Annotated in this window: 12 protein-coding genes; 5 read left to right on the top strand and 7 right to left on the bottom strand. The window is 73.3% G+C overall.

Translation table 11 applies throughout. The annotated features are described in order from the left end of the window. Positions 1-374: 374 nt before the first annotated feature. Positions 375-1,712, bottom strand: coding sequence for an MFS transporter (locus AC07A6_RS39555; protein WP_478780328.1), 1,338 nt, complete (start codon positions 1,710-1,712; stop codon positions 375-377). A 25-nt stretch (positions 1,713-1,737) separates the two neighbouring features. Next, positions 1,738-2,175, bottom strand: a complete 438-nt coding sequence (locus tag AC07A6_RS39550; protein WP_125603236.1) for a MarR family winged helix-turn-helix transcriptional regulator — start codon at positions 2,173-2,175, stop codon at positions 1,738-1,740. Positions 2,176-2,304: 129 nt separating this feature from the next. Between AC07A6_RS39550 and AC07A6_RS39545 the strand changes: the two genes are divergently transcribed. Beyond that, the gene (locus tag AC07A6_RS39545; RefSeq protein WP_007265601.1) at positions 2,305-2,487 is read left to right on the top strand and encodes a hypothetical protein; all 183 of its coding nucleotides are present in this window, start codon (positions 2,305-2,307) and stop codon (positions 2,485-2,487) included. Here the strand turns inward: AC07A6_RS39545 and AC07A6_RS39540 are convergent. After that, positions 2,480-3,907 (bottom strand): NCS2 family permease, encoded by a 1,428-nt coding sequence (locus AC07A6_RS39540; RefSeq protein WP_362472999.1) that lies wholly within the window; start codon positions 3,905-3,907, stop codon positions 2,480-2,482. The genes AC07A6_RS39545 and AC07A6_RS39540 overlap by 8 nt on opposite strands. Positions 3,908-4,046: 139 nt before the next feature. Between AC07A6_RS39540 and AC07A6_RS39535 the strand changes: the two genes are divergently transcribed. Together AC07A6_RS39535 and AC07A6_RS39530 are read left to right on the top strand one after the other, a co-directional pair. Next, entirely contained in the window at positions 4,047-4,358 is a 312-nt protein-coding gene (locus tag AC07A6_RS39535; RefSeq protein ID WP_362472996.1) for a DUF2530 domain-containing protein, read from the top strand. 201 nt (positions 4,359-4,559) lie between these two features. Further along, positions 4,560-7,016: a cation-translocating P-type ATPase gene (locus AC07A6_RS39530; RefSeq protein WP_478780327.1), complete on the top strand. Its 2,457-nt coding sequence runs from the start codon at positions 4,560-4,562 to the stop codon at positions 7,014-7,016. Between the two features lie 4 nt (positions 7,017-7,020). Here the strand turns inward: AC07A6_RS39530 and AC07A6_RS39525 are convergent, their stop codons facing one another. The 4 genes from AC07A6_RS39525 to serC all read right to left on the bottom strand — a co-directional run bounded on the left by AC07A6_RS39525 (position 7,021) and on the right by serC (position 13,039). Then, entirely contained in the window at positions 7,021-10,131 is a 3,111-nt protein-coding gene (locus AC07A6_RS39525) for a sacsin N-terminal ATP-binding-like domain-containing protein (RefSeq protein ID WP_478780326.1), read from the bottom strand. A 62-nt stretch (positions 10,132-10,193) separates the two neighbouring features. Continuing rightward, positions 10,194-10,832, bottom strand: coding sequence for a class F sortase (locus tag AC07A6_RS39520; RefSeq protein ID WP_478780325.1), 639 nt, complete (start codon positions 10,830-10,832; stop codon positions 10,194-10,196). Beyond that, entirely contained in the window at positions 10,825-11,640 is an 816-nt protein-coding gene (locus AC07A6_RS39515; RefSeq protein WP_478780324.1) for a hypothetical protein, read from the bottom strand. The genes AC07A6_RS39520 and AC07A6_RS39515 overlap by 8 nt, the downstream gene beginning before the upstream one ends. Before the next feature lie 280 nt (positions 11,641-11,920). Beyond that, positions 11,921-13,039 carry a phosphoserine transaminase gene (gene serC, locus AC07A6_RS39510; RefSeq protein WP_362472982.1) on the bottom strand — a complete coding sequence of 373 codons (1,119 nt, stop codon included), beginning with the start codon at positions 13,037-13,039 and terminating at the stop codon, positions 11,921-11,923. Between the two features lie 85 nt (positions 13,040-13,124). On the opposite strand from serC, the gene AC07A6_RS39505 reads away from it, so the two are divergent. Together AC07A6_RS39505 and AC07A6_RS39500 are read left to right on the top strand one after the other, a co-directional pair. Then, positions 13,125-15,986, top strand: coding sequence for an FAD-binding and (Fe-S)-binding domain-containing protein (locus AC07A6_RS39505; protein WP_478780323.1), 2,862 nt, complete (start codon positions 13,125-13,127; stop codon positions 15,984-15,986). Positions 15,987-16,054: 68 nt separating this feature from the next. Beyond that, a complete protein-coding gene (locus AC07A6_RS39500) occupies positions 16,055-16,996 on the top strand; it encodes an EamA family transporter (RefSeq protein ID WP_478780322.1) in 942 nt (313 codons plus the stop codon). Positions 16,997-17,129 lie beyond the last annotated feature (133 nt).

Raw genomic sequence — 17,129 nt, 5'->3', positions numbered from 1 at the left:
GGGGCTCCGCCCCCAGACCCCCGCGCCTCAAACGCCGGCGGGGCTGGAATTTCGCTGCGCGAAATCCAGCCCGCGCGGCGTTTGAGCGCACCGGGTGCGGAGCGCCCGGCTCTTTCAGCCCCGCCGGCGTTTGAGGCGACCGGGGTCAGGGGCGGAGCCCCTGGGAACGGTGGAAGGGCGGGTAGGGGACCTCGCCCCGCGCAGCGGCCCACCCACCCGCACCCGACCCACCGGCCCCGGCCGCGCGAACCGGCCCCGCCCCACGCCCGACGGACGGAGTCCGGCGCAGCGGCGCGAAGCCGGTAAGGCCGCCCGCGGCCGCACCGCGCGAGCGGCGCGTCAAGAAGGGGCGCGGCGTGTCAAGAAGGGCGCGCCTACGCGGCGGGGGCCAGCTCGCGCCGCGCCACGGTCGGGACGAAGACGACGCCGTGGCGGTTCAGGCGGAGCCTGAGGTTGCCCACGCGGGACAGGACCAGGCCGACGGCCACCGCGGCGGCGAGGGAGATCAGGCCGCCCGCGGCCATGCCGAGCCGGGCTCCGTACGTGTCCGTGATCCAGCCGACGAGCGGGGCACCGACCGGGGTGCCGCCGGTGAACACCATCATGAACAGGGCCATCACCCGCCCCCGCATCTCGGGGTCGGTGGCCATCTGGACGCTGGAGTTCGCCACGACGTTGACGGTCAGACCGAACATCCCGATCGGCACCAGCAGCACCGCGAACAGCCAGAAGCCCGGCGCGAACGCGGTGACCAGCAGCAGGACCGAGAAGAGCACCGCAGCCGTCACCAGCAGCCGCAGGCGGGAGTGTCCGCGGCGGGCCGCCAGCAGGGCGCCGGCCAGGGAGCCCGCCGCGATGAGGGTGTTGAACAGCCCGTACGTGCCCGCGTCGCCGTGGAAGACGTCCTCGGTGAAGGCCGACAGCCAGATCGGGAAGTTGAACCCGAAGGTGCCGATGAAGCCGACCAGGACGATCGGCCAGACCAGCTCGGGCTTGCCCGCGACGTAGCGCAGGCCTTCGCGCAGCTGTCCCTTGGCGCGCGGCTGCGGGGTGACGGGGTGCAGCTCGCGGGTGCGCATCAGCAGCAGGCCGGCGATGGGTGCGGCGAAGGACAGGCCGTTCAGCAGGAAGGCCCAGCCGGATCCGACGGCGGTGATGAGCACGCCGGCGATCGCCGGGCCGACCAGCCGCGCGGACTGGAAGTTCGCGGAGTTCAGGCTGACGGCGTTGGCGAGCTGCGCGGGGCCGACCATCTCGGAGACGAACGTCTGCCGGGCCGGGTTGTCCACGACGGTGACCAGGCCGATCAGGAAGGCGGCGAGGTAGACGTGCCAGACCTGGACGTTGCCGGCCAGGGTCAGTGCGGCGAGTGCGACGCCGGTGAGGCCCATCGCGCTCTGGGTGGCGATCAGCAGCGGCCGCTTGGGCAGCCGGTCGGCGAGTACGCCTCCGTAGAGCCCGAAGAGCAGCATCGGCAGGAACTGCAGGGCGATGGTGACGCCGACGGCGGACGCGGAGCCGGTCAGGGAGAGGACCAGCCAGTCCTGCGCGATGCGCTGCATCCAGGTGCCCGTGTTCGAGACGACCTGGCCGGTGGCGAAGAGCCGGTAGTTCCGGATCTTCAGCGAGCTGAACATGGAGTTTCTGCTCGCGGCGGTGGTAGTGGTGGATGTATGGCCGGGTGCGGAGTCTGCTCCGGTTCCCGTACTCAAAAGCGTTCGCCTCCTGGCGTCGTTCCTATAGGTGGGCGAGCTTCTCCAGGACGGGTGCGGCCGCGCGGAGCTTGGCCCATTCGTCCTCGGTGAGCTCGGCCGCGAGCCCGGCCAGGAAGGCGTTGCGCTTGCGACGGCTCTCTTCGAGCATCGTCTCTGCCTCCTCGGTCTGGCGGACCACCTTCTGGCGGCGGTCCTCGGGGTGCGGCTCCAGCGTGACCAGTCCCTTGGCTTCCAGCAGGGCGACGATGCGTGTCATCGACGGGGGCTGGACGTGCTCGCGCCGGGCCAGTTCGCCGGGGGTGGCGTGGCCGCAGCGGGCGAGGGTGCCGAGCACCGACATCTCGGTCGGGCTGAGCGATTCGTCGACGCGCTGGTGCTTCAGGCGCCGGCCCAGCCGCATCACGGCGGAGCGCAGATCGTTCACGGCGGCGGCGTCGTCGCCATGGGAGAGGTCATGCATGTCTTTAGAATAACTCATTACTCTGTCTAAGGAAAAACGGTTTCCGAGGGGCGGCCGTCTCACTCGTACGGGTGAGTGGGCGGCGGAAAGTGACACGCGTGCGCACCCTGTGGCCCGACCCTTTCGGGCATGGGGACACATGTGCTGAGCATGCGCATAGACGGGGAGCTGCTGGAACGGCTCCGGCACCATGCCGCCAAACGCGGAATGAGCGTCCAGGACTATGTGGTCCGGACGCTCATTCGCGATGACTTCGACGAGCGGTTCAAGGCCGCCGTCGACGAGACGGAGAAGTTCTACGGGCTTACGTGAGGCCGAGGGCCGGCATCGCGTAGTAGAAGACGAAGACCGCCGAGACGGCGTACATGGCGGCCGGGACCTCGCGGCCCCGGCCCGTCGCCAGCCGCAGCACGGCGAAGCTGATGAAGCCGATGCCGATGCCGTTGGTGATCGAGTAGGTGAAGGGCATCATCACCATGGCCATGAAGGCCGGGACGGCGATGGTGAAGTCGCTCCAGTCGATGTCCCGGACCGAGCCCGCCAGGATCAGGAAGCCGACCGCGACGAGGGCGGGGGTGGCGGCCTGCGAGGGGACCATCGTGGCGAGCGGGGTCAGGAAGAGCGAGACGGTGAAGAGGGCGCCGGTCACCACGTTGGCCAGGCCCGTGCGGGCGCCTTCGCCGACGCCCGCCGTGGACTCCACGAAGCAGGTGGTGGCGGAGGACGAGGTGGCGCCGCCGGAGGCGACGGCCAGGCCGTCGATGAGCAGGACCCGGTTGATGCCCGGGAAGGTGCCGTCGGGCTTCGTCAGCTTGGCCTCGTCGCCGACGCCGAGGATGGTGCCCATCGCGTCGAAGAAGCAGGACAGCAGCACGGTGAAGACGAACAGGACGCCGGTGAGGACGCCGACCTTGCCGAAGCCGCCGAAGAGGCTGACCTGGCCGACCAGCCCGAAGTCGGGGGCGGCGACCGGGTTGCCGGGCCACTGCGGGACGGTCAGGCCCCACGCGAGGTCGGGCAGGTCCGCGACCAGCTGCACGGCGACCGCGACGACGGTCATCACGACGATGGAGATCAGGATCGCGCCGGGCGTCTTGCGGATCAGCAGCGCGAGGGTGAGCAGCACGCCGACGACGAAGACCAGGACGGGCCAGCCGTGCAGGTGGCCGTTGCCGCCGAGCTGGAGCGGGACCGTGGTGTGGGCGGCGTCCGGGATGCGGGTGACGAAGCCGGAGTCGACCAGGCCGATCAGCATGATGAACAGGCCGATGCCGATCGCGATGCCCTTGCGCAGGCCCTGCGGGACGGCGTTCATGACGCGCTCGCGCAGGCCGGTGGCGACCAGCAGCATCACGACGAAGCCGGCGAGGACGACCATGCCCATGGCGTCGGGCCAGCTCATGCGCGGGGCCAGCTGGAGGGCCACGACGGTGTTGACGCCGAGGCCGGCGGCCAGGGCGATCGGGACGTTGCCGATGACGCCCATGAGGAGGGTGGAGAAGGCGGCCGTCAGGACGGTCGCGGTGACGAGCTGGCCGCCGTCGAGCTGGTGCCCGTACATGTCCTTCGCGCTGCCCAGGATGATCGGGTTCAGCACGATGATGTAGGCCATCGCGAAGAAGGTGGCGAAGCCGCCCCGGACCTCGCGGGCCACGGTCGAGCCGCGCTCGGAGATCTTGAAGTACCGGTCCAGGCCGGTGGTGGGGGCCGCGGCGGGTGCCGAGGTGCTCATGCGGTCCTCAAACGGGTCTATTGGGCGGTTCATACGAACGAATCCGGTCGTAGACAAACCGTTTCAGTATGAACACATGAACGAAGGGCCGTCCATCTCCGCGCGTAGACCCGAAAACGGGCCACCTAGACTGGGCTCCATGGCGAAGTGGACTGCGAAGCACGAGGCGCCCGAGCCCCTGGAGGGCCCGGTTGTCGCCACCATCACCGGCGGCACGATCCTCTGGTTCGCGATGTTCCTCGTCCAGCTGCCCTTCTACGGCTGGTTCGCCGACCGCGACCTGCTGTGGTGGGTGTGGACCTGCGCCGCCGGCGGCGGACTCGGCCTGATCGGCATCTGGTACGTCCGCGGCCGCGACGCGGCGCTGAAGCGTCACGCGGCGGAACGGGCCGTGGCGGCCGCCGGGGACGGGGAGGCCGGACCGGCCCCGCAGGCGGGCAGCGGCGCGTAGGCCCCACCGCTCGGCGGCCCCGGAGCGGCCGCCGAGCGGCTTCGCCCGGCGGCCCCGGAGCGGCCGCCGAGCGGCTTCGCCCGGCCGCGCCGCGATGGCTGCTTGCCACGGGCGACCTCGGGACGATTCGGGTCATCCTGAAGTCGGATCTTCCGACCGCTCGGGGGGTGAAGCGTTCGAACCGCCCTTACCGTCGAAAACATGACGCAGCGGGCGAGGATCGACCATGACGGGCCGGAACGGGCCGGCGGCGCCGCCATCGACGCGGGCGCCGAGCTCGACCCCGTACACCCGGTGAAACCCCCCGCCCCCCGGTTCAAGCCGGCCGGCCTCAGCACCGCCGAGGTCGCCGAACGCGTCGCGCGCGGCGACGTCAACGACGTCCCCGTCCGCTCCTCCCGCTCCACCGCCGACATCGTCCGGGCCAACGTCTTCACCCGCTTCAACGCCATCATCGGCGTCCTGTGGGTGATCATGCTGATCGTCGCGCCCATCCAGGACAGCCTCTTCGGCTTCGTGATCATCGCGAACACCGGCATCGGCATCATCCAGGAACTCCGCGCCAAGAAGACCCTCGACGGCCTCGCCGTCATCGGCGAGGCCAAACCCAGCGTCCGCCGCGACGGCGCCACCGCCGAGGTCTCCACCTCCGAGATCGTCCTCGACGACGTCATCGAACTCGGACCCGGCGACAAGGTCGTCGTCGACGGCCTCGTCGGCGAGGCCGACGGACTGGAGATCGACGAATCCCTCCTCACCGGCGAGGCCGACCCCGTCCTCAAGAAGCCCGGCGACCAGGTCATGTCCGGCTCCTTCGTCGTCGCCGGCGGCGGCGCCTTCACCGCCACCAAGGTCGGCCGCGAGGCCTATGCCGCCCAGCTCGCCGAAGAGGCCTCCCGCTTCACCCTCGTCCACTCCGAGCTGCGCTCCGGCATCTCCACCATCCTCAAGTACGTCACCTGGATGATGGTCCCGACCTCCATCGGCCTGATCATCAGCCAGCTCGTCGTCAAGGACTCCAACCTCAAGGACTCCATCGCCCGCACCGTCGGCGGCATCGTCCCGATGATCCCCGAGGGGCTCGTCCTCCTCACCTCCGTCGCCTTCGCCATCGGCGTCATCCGGCTCGGCCGCAAACAGTGCCTCGTCCAGGAACTCCCCGCCATCGAAGGACTCGCCCGCGTCGACGTCGTCTGCCTCGACAAGACCGGCACCCTCACCGAAGGCGGCATGGACGTCACCGAACTCCGCCCCCTCGGCGGCGCGGAAGCCGCCTACGTCAAGAAGGTCCTCGGCGCCCTCGGCGAATCCGACCCCCGCCCCAACGCCAGCCTCCAGGCCATCATCGACGCCTACCCCGACAGCGCCGAATGGCGCTGCACCGAGTCCCTGCCCTTCTCCTCCGCCCGCAAGTACAGCGGCGCCAGCTTCAGCGAGGGCGACGGCGAGAACAACACCTGGCTGCTCGGCGCCCCCGACGTGCTCCTCCCCGCCGGGGACCCCGCCCTCGACGAGATCAACGGCCTCAACGAACAAGGACTACGGGTCCTGCTGCTGGCCCGCTCCGCCCGCGAACTCGACGACCCCGCCGTCGCCACCGGCGTACGCCCCACCGCCCTCGTCGTCCTCGAACAGCGGCTGCGCCCCGACGCCGCCGACACCCTGCGCTACTTCGACGAGCAGAACGTCAAGGCCAAGGTCATCTCCGGCGACAACGCCGTCTCCGTCGGAGCGGTCGCCGGCAAGCTCGGCCTGCCCGGCGCACACAACACCGTCGACGCCCGCCGGCTGCCCGCCGAACGCGCCGAGATGGCCGAGGTCCTCGACGGGAACTCCGTCTTCGGCCGCGTCACCCCGCAGCAGAAGCGCGACATGGTCGGCGCCCTCCAGTCCAACGGCCACACCGTCGCCATGACCGGCGACGGCGTCAACGACGTCCTCGCCCTCAAGGACGCCGACATCGGCGTCAGCATGGGCTCCGGCTCCGAGGCCACCCGGGCCGTCGCCCAGATCGTGCTGCTCAACAACAGCTTCGCCACCCTCCCCTCGGTCGTCGCCGAAGGCCGCCGCGTCATCGGCAACATCACCCGCGTCGCGACCCTCTTCCTCACCAAGACGGTCTACTCGGTGCTGCTGGCCATCCTGGTGGTGTGCTCGCAGGTCGAATACCCCTTCCTGCCGCGCCACCTCACCCTGCTGTCCACCCTCACCATCGGCATCCCCGCCTTCTTCCTGGCACTCGCCCCGAACAAGGAACGCGCCAGGCCGCACTTCGTGAAACGGGTCATGCGCTACGCCATCCCCGGCGGCGCCATCGCGGCCGTGGCCACCTTCGCCACCTACCTGATCGCCCGCGCCCACTACAGCGGCCCCGACGCCCTCAAGGCCGAGACCAGCGCGGCGACGCTCGCCCTCTTCCTGACCTCCATGTGGGTCCTCGCGATCATCGCCCGCCCCTACACGTGGTGGCGCGTCGCCCTGGTCGGCGCGATGGGCGCCGCCTTCCTCGTCGTCCTCGTCGTGCCCTGGCTCCAGGACTTCTTCCAGCTCAAGCTGGAGGGCGTGACCATGCCGTGGATCGCGGTCGCGATCGCGGCGGGAGCGGCGGCCCTGATCGAGTTCACCTTCCGGTGGGTGGACCGCCGCTTCCCGGCCTAGACGGTCAGTCGAACCAGCGGTCCCGGGCCAGCTCCGCCGTCCGCGACGGGTCCTCCAGGAGGGCCGCCACCTCGAAGCGGCGGGGCCACTGGGACGCCGACCAGGCCAGGCCCGCCGCCACGCCCTCCAGGGTCGCCGCGTGCAGCACCCCGTCCGGGGTGAGCCGCCAGTCCAGCTCCGTGCCGCCCGCCACCAGCTCCTCGTGCTCCACGTACGTCGCCGGGGTCGTCGGGCCCAGCAGGATCCGCACCGACTCCGGCACCTCGTGCTCCTCGCCCGGCGTGGTCACCTCCGCCGGGACCGTCTCCGACAGGCGGCGCACCTGGAACAGGTCCGCCAGGTCCCCCGCGCGGGACGGGGAGACCGGGAGGAGGGGGAGGCCCGCCGTCAGCGGGAGGAGGTCGGGGGCGTCGGCGACGACCGCGTCGGCCGCGTCCACCACGACCACCTCGCCGTCCACCACCGCCCGCAGCTCGTCCGGCAGCGTCACCTGCTCCGGGTCCAGATCGGCCAGCGCCCCGTACAGGCCGTGCAGCTGGTGCCCGCTGACCTCGCGGTCCGGGTCGGCGAGCCGGCCCAGCAGCTCCGCCGCACCGCCGGGCTCCTCCAGCAGGGCGCGCACGGAAGTGCGTACGCCCAGGGCCCGCAGCACCTGCTCGTCCTCGAAGCCCGTCGCGTCCGCCGGGGCGTACAGGCCCGCCAGCAGCGGATCGCCGCCCGCCGCCCGCAGACCGGCCGGGCGGCGGCCGTCCAGCACCGGGTGGTCGCGCAGCCACCAGGCGGTGTACGAGCGCACCGACTGCGTGGTGCCGTCCGGGAGCAGGACCCGCAGCGGCTGGGTCAGGGCGTCACGCAGCGGCGGCTGCGCCAGCATCGCCAGGGCCTGAGGCCAGCGGTCGTCGTCGACGAGGTCCAGGTCCCGTACGGCGACCAGCTCGGTCGCCACCGGCGGCACCGGGGCGTCCGGGAACTGGTCCAGGAGGTCCTCGCACCACACGTCGACCGCCTCCAGCAGGCCGGCGTCGTCGGGCTCGGCGAAATCGCCCTCGCGCGGCTCCAGTTCGTCCGGGTCGAGGACCACGTCGGTCGCCCGGACCAGCTGGAACGCGGTCAGCACCCCGCACGCGGCCAGCGTGTCCGCGTCCCAGCGGGCCGCGAAATCGGCGTCCAGGTACGGGACCTCGTCCTCGCGCAGCACCGACGCCAGCGGGCTCCCGGCGAGCAGCAGCTCACCGGCCGGGGCGAGCTCCCCGTCCTCGTCGGGCAGGGCCAGCGCGCCCAGCCAGGGCTCCTCGCCCGGGGCCAGACCGGCCGCGCGGACCAGGGTCAGGACGGTGTCGGCGAGCTCCTCCGGGTCCGGCGCGTCCTCGTCCCAGACCTCGCCCGCGTCCAGGGAGGCGGCCACGGCGGCGCGGACCTGCGGGGTCGTCAGGACGGCGCGCGCGGTGGCGGGGAGTGCGCCCAGCTTCTCCAGCAGCGGGTGCGCGGCGTCCGGGTGGGCCACCTTCAGGCCGAGCCGGGCCAGGTCGGCGGGGGTGTCCGGGCCGGGCAGCAGGACGTGGCGCGGGCCGATGGTGGTGCGGCCGTCGGCGAGCGGCACGGGCAGGCCCGACAGCCGGTCGGGGTCCACGCCGGCCAGGGTGTCGTAGAGGCGGTGCCACCAGTCCGGGGTGCGCTCGATGCCGGCGATCCGCTCGATGGCGTCGCCGAGCGGCAGCCGGCCCACGCCCAGGGTGCGCAGCTCGGGGCGGCGTTCCAGCCCGGCGGGCAGCAGCGTCGGGAGGACCTCCGCGAGGACCCGTACGGTGTCGGCGCCCGCGCCCTCCACGACCTCGGCCTCGAAGGGCCGCAGCGACGGCAGTTCCTCGGTGGGGGCGGCCGGGGCGAGGAACGCGGTGCGGGGCAGCCGCTGGAGGACGGCGGCGCGCAGGGCGCCGTCGAGCGGGCTCCCGCCGAGCGGGCCGGGCACGAGGTCGACCAGGCCGGTGCTCACCGGCTCCCAGGCGCCCAGGAGTTCGGCGTACGCGTCGGCGGCGCGCTCGACGAGGAAGTCGGTCAGCGGGCCGGGCGCGGGGTGGCGGCGGGTGGTGTCCAGCGGCAGGGAGGCGATGAGCAGGGCGGGTACGCCCAGGGGCTCGTCGGTGGGGGTCGGGGCGTGCACGACGGGCGCGGTGCGGGGGCGTACGGGGGCGCCGTCGGGGTCGACGGGGGCGGCCCAGGTGACCGTCCAGTCGGGCCGCAGCCGCTCCTCGACGGGCCGGTCGGCGAGGAGGGCGGGGTCGATGGGGCCGGTGTGGCGGACGGTGCGCCAGCGGTGGGTGCCGGAGGCGGAGTCCTCGATGACGGTGTACGGGCCGTCCATGCGCCGGAAGAGGACGCGGTGTCCGGCGGAGGGGGTTTCGACGACGACCTCGCGCAGCCCGGGCAGGGTCAGCAGCAGGGCGTCGTCGATGCCGGCCAGCAGGCGTTCGGTGAGGTCCTCGGCGGCGGCGTCGCGCAGCGGGAGAACGACGACGGTGTCGTAGCCCTCGGGGGCGGTGCCCTCGGCGGGCAGCGGCAGCCGCAGCAGCGGTACGTGGCCGTCGCGGCGGCGGAGTTCGTCGCCGAGGCCGGGGCTGAAGGCGGCGGCCTCGCGGGCCAGTTCGCGGGCCTCGGCGAGGGACCAGCGGACGCCGCCGTGGCGGCCGAGCACCGCGGGCTCGTCGGAGACGGCCAGCACGGCGGCGAAGCCGACGCCGAAGCGGCCCACGGAGCCCTGGTCGTTCTCCCGCTTGGCGGAGGCGCGCAGGGTGCTCAGCGACTCGACGCCCGTCGCGTCGAGCGGGGCCCCGGTGTTGGCGGCGGCCAGCACGGCGGGGCCGTCGGGTCCGGCGGGGTGCAGGGTCAGGCGCAGCCGGCCGGGGACCTTGGCGCGGGCGGCGGCGTCGGCGGCGTTCTGGGCCAGCTCGACGACGAGCCGGTCCCGGTAGCCGCCGAGCGCCAGGTCCTCCTCGGCGTTGGCGTCCTCGCGGAACCGGGCCGGGCCCGCGCCCCACGAGTCGAGCACCCCCCGCCGCAGCCGGGCGGTGCTGAAGGGGTCCACGCCGCTCTCGGCCGCCGTCACTCGCACGTTCACGCCGCATGCCTCCACGCTGTACCGCGTACTCCTCTGGAGTGCTGAAGGTATCGCGTGGGGGGCTACGCCTTGCCCGTGAGGTGGGCGAACACGACGACGTTGGAGTCCCAGTGGCGGTCGGCGGTGAGGTTGCCGCCGCAGGTGATCAGGCGCAGTTCGGCCTTGCCGTGGGTGTCGCCGTAGACCTTGCCGGTGGGGAAGGCGTCCTTCTTGAAGGTGTCGACGGAGTCGACGGCGAAGACGGCGGTGGTGCCGTCGGCGCGGTGGACCTCGATCTCCTGGCCCTTCTTGAGGGTCTTGAGGTTGTAGAAGACGGCCTGGGGGGCCTGCGGGGTGTCCATGTGCCCGACGATCGCGGCCGCGCCGGCCTCGCCTGGGGTGGGGCCCTCCTTGTACCAGGCGGCGTCCTTCGGTTTGGCGAAATCCGGTTCCTGCATGACGCCCTGGGCGTCGAGTCCGACCGTGTCGAGCGGGGCGTCGACCTTGATGCCGGGGATCTCGATCCGGTCGGGGACGGACGCGGGGAGGACGGAGCCGGGGAGGGCGGAGGCGGGTGTCCGGGGGCTGGGGGCGGTGCCGTGCGCTTCGGCGCCGGCCGAGCAGCCGGTGGCCAGGGCGAGGGCGAGGACCGGGGCCCCCGCCAGGGCGGCGGCGCGGCGTGCGCGGCCGCCCCGGCGGCGGGTGGGGGCGGCCTCAGGCATCGGCGGGGGCCTGGCCGGTGTTGACGGAGCCCTTGGGCGTCTTGTGCTCGGACGGCTTCAGCGGGGCCGGCTTCAGGGGGGCCGGCTTCAGCGGGGCCGGCTTCACGTCCGGGTTGCCCTTGGTCTCGACGGAGAACTTCACGGTGTCGAACTTCTTGCCGCCGGCGAAGGCGTCGACGCCGTAGTAGCCGGTCTTGGTGTTCCGGGCGACGGTGGCGGTGCCGGTGAAGGTGCCGTGCCCGTCGCCCTTGAGGTCGACCCTGCCGCCCTCGAAGGCGTCGGACTTCACGTAGGCGTCCTTCGCGGAGGTCTTCACGGTGACGGTGACCTTGTCGCCGGGGCGGCCGTGGTCCGTGGAGAGCTTCAGGCTGGAGGCGGCCGGGGTCGGCTTCGGGGCGTCGCCCTTGACGGTCAGCCGGGCGGTGGCACGGAACTCGGCGCCGTCGGGGCCGACCCCCTTGAGGGAGACGGTGTAGTCGCCGCCCTTCACGTTCGCGACCGTGCCGGTGCCGGTCCAGGTGGTGTCGTCCTGGCCGCGCTTGAGGTCGGCGCGGGACAGCGCGTCCGAGGATACGAGGGCGTACTTGGACCCGGCGGGGACCTTCGCCGTGATGCTGATGGCGTCGCCCGGCTTCACCGGCGAGGTGGGCAGCTCCAGGGTGGCCTTCCCGGCGGGGGCGGTGCTCGCGCTCGCGGTGGGGGTCGGGGAGGGGGAGGGGGCGTCGGCGGCGAAAGCGGTGGCGGTGCCGCCGGCGAGGGCCAGGACGGAGGCGAGGGCTATCGCCTGGAGCTTGTGTGCCTTGCGCATGGAATCCTCCTGAACGGGGCAGCCGGGTTGTTTCCCGGCACACCAGACATGAGGGACATGCCGCGCGCTCGGTTGCACCGGACCAAGGACCCGCCGGGCCGCCGTGCCGAAAGTCCCGCCCGGCGAAACCGCAGGCCAACGCTGCACCGCGGGGTCTCCTTTGGCCCACCCTTTACCCGGATTTTCAGGACGAAGGTCCCGGCGCGCGCGGGCCCGGGAACGACCGAGCCCCCGGCGCCGCGAAGGCGCCGGGGGCTCGGCCCACAGGGGTCTACCGGGATCAGAGCTGCTCGATCACGTAGTCGATGCAGGCCGTCAGCGCCTGCACGTCCGCCGGGTCGATCGCCGGGAACATCGCGATGCGCAGCTGGTTGCGGCCCAGCTTGCGGTACGGCTCGGTGTCCACGATGCCGTTGGCGCGCAGCACCTTCGCCACCGCCGCCGCGTCGACGTCGTCCGAGAAGTCGATCGTGCCGATGACCGCGGAACGCTTCTCCGCGTCCTGCACGAACGGGCTCGCGTACTTCGACGCCTCCGCCCAGCCGTACAGGTTCCGCGCGCTGGCCGCCGTACGGCCCGTCGTGAACTCCAGACCGCCCTGCGAGTTCATCCACTTCAGCTGCTGGTCCAGCAGGAAGAGGGTCGACAGCGCCGGGGTGTTGTACGTCTGGTTCTTCAGCGAGTTGTCGATCGCCGTCGGCAGCGAGAAGAACTCCGGGATGTGCCGGCCCGACGCGTGCACGCGCGCGGCCCGCTCCAGGGCGGCCGGGGAGAACGCCGCCAGCCACAGGCCGCCGTCCGAGGCGAAGGACTTCTGCGGGGCGAAGTAGTAGACGTCCGTCTCGGTGATGTCCACCGGAAGACCGCCCGCGCCCGACGTCGCGTCCACCAGGACGAGCGAACCGGCGTCCGCGCCCGCGACGCGCTTCACCGGCGCCGCGACACCCGTCGAGGTCTCGTTGTGCGTGTACGCGTACACGTCCACGCCCGCCTCGGCGACCGGCTCCGGGTGCGTGCCCGGCTCCGACGAGATCACGGACGGCTCGTCCAGCCACGGCGCGAGCTTCGCCGCCTTGGCGAACTTCGACGAGAACTCGCCGAACGTCAGGTGCTGGGACTTCCGCTCGATCAGACCGGCGGTCGCGACGTCCCAGAACGCGGTGGAGCCGCCGTTGCCCAGGATCACCTCGTAACCCTCGGGCAGGGAGAAGAGGTCCCGGAGGCCCTCGCGCACCGAGCCGACCAGGTTCTTGACCGGGGCCTGGCGGTGGGAGGTGCCGAGCAGGGAGGTACCGGTGGCGGCGAGGGCGTCCAGCGCCTCGGTCCGCACCTTGGAGGGGCCCGCGCCGAAGCGACCGTCGGCGGGCTTGATGTCAGCGGGAATCTGGATCTCAGCCACGAGCGGAGCGTATCGGGTCCCGGACCGGGCGTCGGAGGCGCGTCCACCCGGTGAGACGCCCGCCGCCGGTGGCAAGGTGGGCGCCGTGACGTCGACCGGGGAACTCCAGCGGACATTGCGGGCAGAGCTGCGCGGGGAGGTGGACTTCAGTGCCGCCGCACGGGCCCTCACCACCATGGACGCCTCGAACTACCGGCGGGTGCCCGTCGGGGTCGTCGCCCCGCGCGACGCCGAGGACGTGGCGGCCGCCCTGCGGATCTGCGCCGACGCCGGGGTCCCCGTCGTACCGCGCGGCGGCGGCACCTCCATCGCCGGGCAGGCGACGGGCGTCGGGGTGGTGCTCGACCTCACCCGGCACATGAACGCCCTGGTGTCCCTCGACCCGGAGGCCCGGACGGCCGTCGTCCAGCCCGGGCTCGTCCTCGACCGGCTGCGGGACGCGGTGCGCCCGTACGGGCTGACCTTCGGGCCCGACCCGTCCACGCACTCCCGCTGCACCCTCGGCGGGATGATCGGCAACAACGCGTGCGGCGCCCACTCCGTCGCCTGGGGCACCACCGCCGACAACGTCGACGAGCTGACGGTGGTCCGCTACGGGGGTGCCGTCCAGCGGATCGGCACGGGCTGGGCGGGCGCCCCGGCCGGGCTGCGGGAACTCGTCCACGCCAACCTCGCCGAGCTCCGCACCGGCCTCGCCGCCGGAACCTTCTCCCGCCGTATCTCCGGCTACGGTGGCCTCGACGCCCTCCTCCCCGAACGGGGCGTACGGCTCGCCCGGGCCTTCTGCGGTAGCGAAGGCACCCTCGGTGTCGTCACCGAGGCGGCGGTGCGGCTGGTGGAGCTGCCGCCCGCACCCGTCCTCGCGGTGCTCGGCTACCCCGACGAGAGCGCGGCGGCCGACGCTGCCGCCGGGCTCCTCGGACACGGGCCGCTCACCGTCGAGGGCATGGCCGAGGACCTGGTGCGCGGGGCCACGGGACTGCCCAGGGGCGGGGCCTGGCTGTTCGTGGAGATGCCCGACGAGGACACCGGACGGCGCCTGCTGCGCGACGCCGACGCGCTCGACGCGGCACTCGTCACGGACCCGGCCGCGCAGCGCGCCCTCTGGCGGATCCGGGAGGACGCGGCCGGCACCGCCACCCGCACCCCGTCCGGCGCGATGGCCTGGCCGGGATGGGAGGACTGCGCCGTCCCGCCCGCCCGGCTCGGCGCGTACCTGCGGGAGTTCCGGGCCCTGCTGGCGCAGCACGGGCTGCACGGGACCCCGTACGGGCACTTCGGGGAGGGCTGCGTCCACGTCCGGATCGACTTCGACCTGGTCTCGGCGGCGGGCCGGGCCCGCTTCCGGGCCTTCTCGGAGGAACTGGCCGACCTGGTCGCCGCCCACGGAGGCTCCCTGTCCGGGGAGCACGGCGACGGACAGGCCCGCGCGGAGCTGCTGCCGCGGATGTACGGGCCGCGGGTCATGGAGCTCTTCGGGGCGTACAAGGACCTGTGGGACCCGGCGGGCGGCATGAACCCCGGGATCCTGGTCCGCCCGGCCCGGCTGGACGAGAACCTCCGGTTCGCGGTGGTGGCGGGGAAGGGGGAGGGGGAGGGGGAGGGGGAGGGGACGAGGATGGGGTTGGGCGAGGGGATGGGGGAGGAGGTGGTGCGGTGCGTGGGCGTCGCCAAGTGCCGCAGCACCGACACCGGCGGCCCCGGCGTGATGTGCCCGTCGTACCGGGCCACGGGCGAGGAACGGCACTCCACGCGCGGCCGCGCCCGGCTGCTGCACGAAATGCTGGCCGGGGAGGTCATCACCGGCGGCTGGCGCTCCCCCGAAGTCGCCGAGGCCCTCGACCTCTGCCTCGGCTGCAAGGGCTGCCGCAGCGACTGCCCGGTCGGCGTGGACGTCGCCGCGTACAAGGCGGAGTTCCTGCACCGCCACTGGGCCGGCCGCCTCCGGCCCCTCTCGCACTACACCCTGGGCGGCCTCCCCGCCTGGCTCCGGCTGATCGCCGCACTGCGCGCGGCCGGCGCCGTCAACGCCGCCGGGCGCGTCCTGCGGGTGCCGGGGCTGGCCCGCGAGCGGGCCCTGCCGGAGGTGGCGGGGGTGCCGTTCACGCGGTGGTGGGGTGCGCGGGGGAGCGGGCGCGGTGAGGGTGGTGCGGGTGGTGCGGGTGGTGCCGGGGCGGGTGGTGCTGGTGCGGGTGGTGCTGGTGCGGGTGCGGCCGCCGTGACCCTGTGGCCCGACACCTTCACCGAGTACTTCACCCCCGAGGCCGGCCGGGCCGCCGTCCGGGTGCTCACGGCGGCCGGCCTCGGCGTCACCGTCCCCGCCGGGGGCCGGGTGTGCTGCGGGCTGACCTATGTCTCCACCGGCCGGCTGGACCGCGCCCGCGGGGTGCTCCGGCGCACCCTGGACACCCTGGACGACATGGACGGCGTACGCGGACCCGTGCTGGTCCTCGAACCCAGCTGCGCGGCGGCCCTGCGCACCGACCTCCCGGCCCTCCTCCCCGACGACCCCCGCGCCCACCGCCTCGCCGCAGCCGTCCGCACCTTCGCGGAAACCCTGGAGGAGCACGCCCCTCACTGGACCCCGCCCCGCCTGGACCGGCCCGTCGCCGGGCAGACCCACTGCCACCAGCACGCCGTCCTCGGCGACGCCGCCGACCGGCGGCTGCGCGCACGCGCCGGGCTGACGGGGGAGCTCAGCGGCGGCTGCTGCGGCCTCGCGGGCAACTTCGGCTTCGAGCCCGGCCACCACGCCGTCTCGGTGGCGTGCGCCGAGGAACAACTGCTCCCGTCGCTGCGCACGGCCGCGCCGGACGCCGCCGTGCTGGCGGACGGGTTCTCGTGCCGCACCCAGATCGCGCAGCTGGGCGGGCACCGGGCGCGGCACCTGGCGGAACTCCTGGCGGAGGGGTTGGGGGAGGGGTTGGGGGAGGGGGTGCAGGGCTAGGAGTGCAGGGCAGGGGTGTAAGGCAGAACACTCGGTGATGGGGCTTACGCACCCCTTAGTCTGGATTCATGCCCGCACCATCTTCTTCGTCCCCGACGACCGTCGTTCCGGCTTCCGGTCCGGTCGCCGGTCCGGTTTCCGCCCCGGCCCGGGCCTCCCGGCTCGGCCCGGTCGCGCTGGTGGTCTCGGCCGGGGTGTCGGTGCAGTTCGGGGCAGCCCTCGCGGTGATGGTCATGCCCAGGGTGGGCGCGGCGGGCGTCGTCACGCTGCGGCTCGCGGCCGCCGCGCTGGTGCTGCTCGTCCTGTGCCGCCCCAAGGTGCGCGGGTACGGGCGTTCCGACTGGGGGACGGTCGTCGCCTTCGGCGTGGCCATGGCCGGCATGAACGGCCTCTTCTACCAGGCCATCGACCGCATCCCGCTCGGCCCCGCCGTCACCCTGGAGGTGCTCGGCCCGCTGGCCCTGTCCGTGATCGTCTCGCGCCGCCTGGTGAACCTGCTGTGGGCCGCCCTGGCCCTGGCCGGTGTCGCCCTGCTGGCCGGCCACGGCGGAGGCGGCCTCGGCGGCCTCGACCCGCTCGGCGCCGGCTTCGCGGTGGGCGCGGGGGCGATGTGGGCGGCGTACATCGTCTTCAGCGCCCGTACCGGCCGCCGCTTCCCGCAGGCGGACGGCTTGGCCCTGGCGATGGCGGTGGCCGCGGTCATCTCACTCCCGCTGGGCGTGGCGGAGGCCGGCTCCGACCTCCTCACCCCGAGCACGCTGGCACTGGGCCTCGGCGTCGCGGTGCTGTCGTCGGTGCTCCCGTACACGCTGGAGCTCCTCGCCCTGCGCCGCCTCCCGGCCCCGACCTTCGCGATCCTGATGAGCCTGGAACCGGCCATCGCGGCGACCGCGGGCTTCCTGGTGCTGAGCCAGGCGATGTCGCCGCTGGACGCGCTCGCGATCGCCCTGGTGATCGCGGCCAGCATGGGCGCGGTGCGGTCGCAGAGGGATCCGAGGGAAGTCGGCTGAGGGAGGGCGGTATTCCCTCGGACGGCCTCAGGGCTGGTTGGGGGTTTCCCGTCAGTCCCATCGTCCTTCCGTGTCGTGCCGGCCTGAAGCTCCTATGGATCGTCAAGTGGTGTGTGGGAGGGGGTTGGCTGTG

The sequence above is a fragment of the Streptomyces sp. NPDC044002 genome (assembly GCF_056434525.1).
This window is presented reverse-complemented; position numbering and strand designations above follow the sequence as displayed.